Origin of the sequence: Streptococcus sp. HMSC034B05, from assembly GCF_001809055.1 — a bacterium.
Taxonomy (GTDB): Bacteria; Bacillota; Bacilli; order Lactobacillales; family Streptococcaceae; genus Streptococcus; species Streptococcus constellatus.
In genome coordinates this window covers 1-662 of the sequence record NZ_KV795625.1, presented here as the reverse complement: position 1 = coordinate 662, position 662 = coordinate 1, and the positions used below count along the sequence as shown (strand labels likewise).

The 662-nt window shown below is 52.9% G+C and carries 7 tRNA genes; all 7 read left to right on the top strand.

The features are described from left to right. The first annotated feature begins 50 nt into the window (after positions 1 to 50). The 7 genes from HMPREF2542_RS08305 (at position 51) to HMPREF2542_RS08275 (ending at position 660) form a co-directional block, all read left to right on the top strand. A tRNA-Asp gene (locus HMPREF2542_RS08305) sits at positions 51 to 123 on the top strand. A gap of 27 nt (positions 124 to 150) precedes the next feature. Beyond that, a tRNA-Lys gene (locus tag HMPREF2542_RS08300) sits at positions 151 to 223 on the top strand. A gap of 9 nt (positions 224 to 232) precedes the next feature. Further along, a tRNA-Leu gene (locus HMPREF2542_RS08295) sits at positions 233 to 314 on the top strand. A 10-nt stretch (positions 315 to 324) separates the two neighbouring features. Continuing rightward, positions 325 to 397: transfer RNA gene (locus HMPREF2542_RS08290), tRNA-Thr, on the top strand. A 15-nt stretch (positions 398 to 412) separates the two neighbouring features. Next, positions 413 to 484 (top strand) — tRNA-Gly (locus tag HMPREF2542_RS08285). Positions 485 to 491: 7 nt separating this feature from the next. Then, positions 492 to 577 (top strand) — tRNA-Leu (locus HMPREF2542_RS08280). A 9-nt stretch (positions 578 to 586) separates the two neighbouring features. Next, positions 587 to 660: transfer RNA gene (locus tag HMPREF2542_RS08275), tRNA-Arg, on the top strand. Positions 661 to 662 lie beyond the last annotated feature (2 nt).

The following is a 662-nucleotide window of genomic DNA, read 5'->3' as shown; positions in this document are numbered from 1 at the left end:
AGAGGGTCAGCGGTTCGATCCCGTTAACTCCCATCATTCTAGAAAGAATAGGTCCCGTAGTGTAGCGGTTATCACGTCGCCCTGTCACGGCGAAGATCGCGGGTTCGATTCCCGTCGGGACCGTTTTAGTGTATAGAGATACATTAGAGAGACTCGTTAGCTCAGTTGGTAGAGCATTTGACTTTTAATCAAAGGGTCACTGGTTCGAGCCCAGTACGGGTCATAGTCACAGGCGGGTGTGGCGGAATTGGCAGACGCACCAGATTTAGGATCTGGCGCTTAACGGCGTGGGGGTTCAAGTCCCTTCACCCGCATAGAAGATAAGCCGGCTTAGCTCAGTTGGTAGAGCATCTGATTTGTAATCAGAGGGTCGCGTGTTCAAGTCATGTAGCCGGCATAAGAAGAAAAGGATGCGAACGTAGTTCAGTGGTAGAACATCACCTTGCCAAGGTGGGGGTCGCGGGTTCGAACCCCGTCGTTCGCTTGAGGGAGCCGGGGTGGCGGAACTGGCAGACGCACAGGACTTAAAATCCTGCGATTGGAAGCAATCGTACCGGTTCGATTCCGGTCCTCGGCATAGGAAAGAGCACCCTTAGCTCAACTGGATAGAGTACCTGACTACGAATCAGGCGGTTAGAGGTTCGACTCCTCTAGGGTGCATA